Origin of the sequence: Synechococcus sp. B60.1, from assembly GCF_047462555.1 — a bacterium.
GTDB lineage: Bacteria > Cyanobacteriota > Cyanobacteriia > Thermostichales > Thermostichaceae > Thermostichus.
Genome location: NZ_JANSJN010000145.1, coordinates 1 through 2396, shown reverse-complemented (window position 1 = coordinate 2396; position 2396 = coordinate 1). Strand labels below are relative to the sequence as shown.

Annotated in this window: 2 protein-coding genes and 1 tRNA gene; 2 read left to right on the top strand and 1 reads right to left on the bottom strand. The window is 60.9% G+C overall.

Translation table 11 applies throughout. The features are described from left to right. On the top strand, positions 1–615 hold a 615-nt coding region (locus NW863_RS12350), incomplete at its 5' end, for a D-alanyl-D-alanine carboxypeptidase family protein (protein WP_414366708.1). Positions 616–663: 48 nt separating this feature from the next. Here NW863_RS12350 and NW863_RS12345 read toward each other — a convergent pair. Further along, a tRNA-Gly gene (locus NW863_RS12345) sits at positions 664–735 on the bottom strand. A 129-nt stretch (positions 736–864) separates the two neighbouring features. Between NW863_RS12345 and zds the strand changes: the two genes are divergently transcribed. Continuing rightward, on the top strand, positions 865–2310 hold the full coding sequence (zds, locus tag NW863_RS12340; RefSeq protein ID WP_414366707.1) for a 9,9'-di-cis-zeta-carotene desaturase: 1446 nt from the start codon (positions 865–867) through the stop codon (positions 2308–2310). The last annotated feature ends 86 nt before the right edge of the window (positions 2311–2396 follow it).

The following is a 2396-nucleotide window of genomic DNA, read 5'->3' as shown; positions in this document are numbered from 1 at the left end:
GGTTGGGGGATAGATCAGTTACCTGGATCCCAGCAAGTAGCGGATCCCCCAGTTCTGGAAGAAGCCAGTCAGCCCCCTCTGGCGCAGTCAACTGAGCAGGATAGACGGGTCTCTGTGCTGGGGCACTACGCCTATGCAGAAGCTCCACCGGAGAGCTTGCAGGTGGTGGGCCACTACCACGGTCGAGAGGTGCGCCTGCGCCAGGCGGCTGCCGAGAGCTACCTGCGCATGAGCGCAGCAGCCCAAGCCGACGGGATCCGCCTCGTCCCTATCTCTGGGTTTCGCTCGATAGCGGAGCAGGAGTTTTTGTTTTTTCAGGTGGCCCAATCGCGGGCCTTGCGACCGGAAGAACGGGCGGCGCTCAGCGCTCCCCCTGGCTACAGCGAGCATCACACGGGCTATGCCATCGACATTGGCGATGCCCAGTTCCCTCAATGGGATACCCAGGAGGCCTTTGAGACCACCCCTGCCTTCCGCTGGCTGGAGAAGAATGCTGCTCGCTTTGGCTTTGAGCTGTCCTTTCCCCGCGGCAACCCACAGGGGGTGAGTTACGAACCCTGGCACTGGCGCTTTGTGGGCGACCGCCACAGCCTGGAGACCTTCTACAAGCGCTAACAACTCCCCTCTCCCGGAGGGAGAGGGGACGGGGGTGAGGGTCCAAAAAGCGGATGACGCGATTCGAACGCGCGACCGTCTCGTTGGCAACGAGAAGCTCTACCACTGAGCTACATCCGCATGGGACATCTATCATGGCAAGTTTTGCGGTCGTTTGTCAAGCCAGGGATCCCTGTTCCAGAATGAGAGAAGTTTATCTTTCTTTGCAGTTGCGTCAGCCCCTGGCGGGGCTCATTTGAGGGGATCACGATGCGGGTAGCCATTATCGGAGCAGGGTTGGCCGGCTTGGTCACAGGGGTTGATTTGGCGGAAGCGGGGCACCAGGTGCAGATCTACGAGGCGCGGCCCTTTGTGGGCGGCAAGGTGGGCTCCTGGCAGGATGCCGAGGGCAACCACATCGAGATGGGCCTCCATGTTTTTTTCTGCAACTACAGCAACTTGTTTGCCCTGATGAAGAAGGTGGGGGCCTACGAGAACCTGTTGCCTAAGCAGCACATCCACACCTTTGTCAACCGCGGCGGGCACACGGGCAGCCTCGATTTTCGCTTTCCCCTGGGGGCGCCCTTCAACGGCCTCAAGGCCTTCTTCACGACAGAGCAGCTCTCCTGGGCCGATAAACTGCGCAACGCCCTAGCGCTGGGCACCAGCCCTCTGATTCGTGGCCTGCTGGACTACGAAGGGGCAATGCGGCAGATTCGCGCCTTGGATCGGCTGAGCTTTGCCGAGTGGTTCCGCCGCCACGGCGGATCCGAGGCTAGCTTGAAGCGGATGTGGAACCCGATTGCCTATGCCCTGGGCTTCATCGATACGGAGCAGATTTCCGCCCGCTGCATGCTGACCATTTTTCAGATGTTTGCCAGCAAAACAGACGCCTCCAAGCTCAACCTCCTCAAGGGATCCCCGGACAATTACCTTACCCAGCCCATTGTCCGCTACCTGCAAGCCCGCGGCGGTCAGGTTTACACCCGCCGGGGAGTCAGCCGCATCGAAGTCAACGACTCCCCTCCCTACGCGGTAACCGGCTTGGTCTTGGCCAATGGCGAGCGGGTAGAAGCAGATGTGTATGTGTGTGCAACAGCCGTGGAGGGTGCCAAACGGCTGATCCCACAGGTGTGGCGGCAGTGGCCCCAGTTCGACAACCTCTACAAGTTGGAATCCGTACCTGTGGCAACGGTGCAATTGCGCTTCGATGGCTGGGTGACGGAGCTGAAGGGCCGGGCCAAACGCGCCGCCGACCACCCGCAGCCGCTTGGCATCGATAACCTCCTCTACACCGCCGATGCCGATTTCTCCTGCTTTGCTGATCTCGCCCTCACCAGCCCCGCCGATTACTACAAGCCCGGCCAGGGATCCCTGCTGCAATGCGTGCTTACGCCGGGGGATCCCTTCATCTCCATGCCCAACGAGCAGATTGCCCAGCACGTGCTGCACCAAGTGCACGAGCTCTTCCCCTCCTCGCGGCAACTGAACCTGACCTGGTACAGCGTGGTCAAGCTGGCCCACTCCCTCTACCGAGAAGCGCCGGGCATGGATCCCTATCGCCCGCAGCAGAAGACCCCTGTGCCCAACTTCTTCTTTGCCGGCAGCTACACCGCCCAAGACTACATCGACAGCATGGAAGGGGCCACCCTCTCCGGCCATCTGGCCGCCCAGGCCATCCTGGCCGCCTGTCGGGATCCTCAGCCGTCGGCTTAGCGGGCGGTCTATGAAGATTGCAGCAGGTAGAGCACCGTAAAAACGCCAATACCCAGCAAAGCAACAGCGGTGGTCAAGTGGTTATT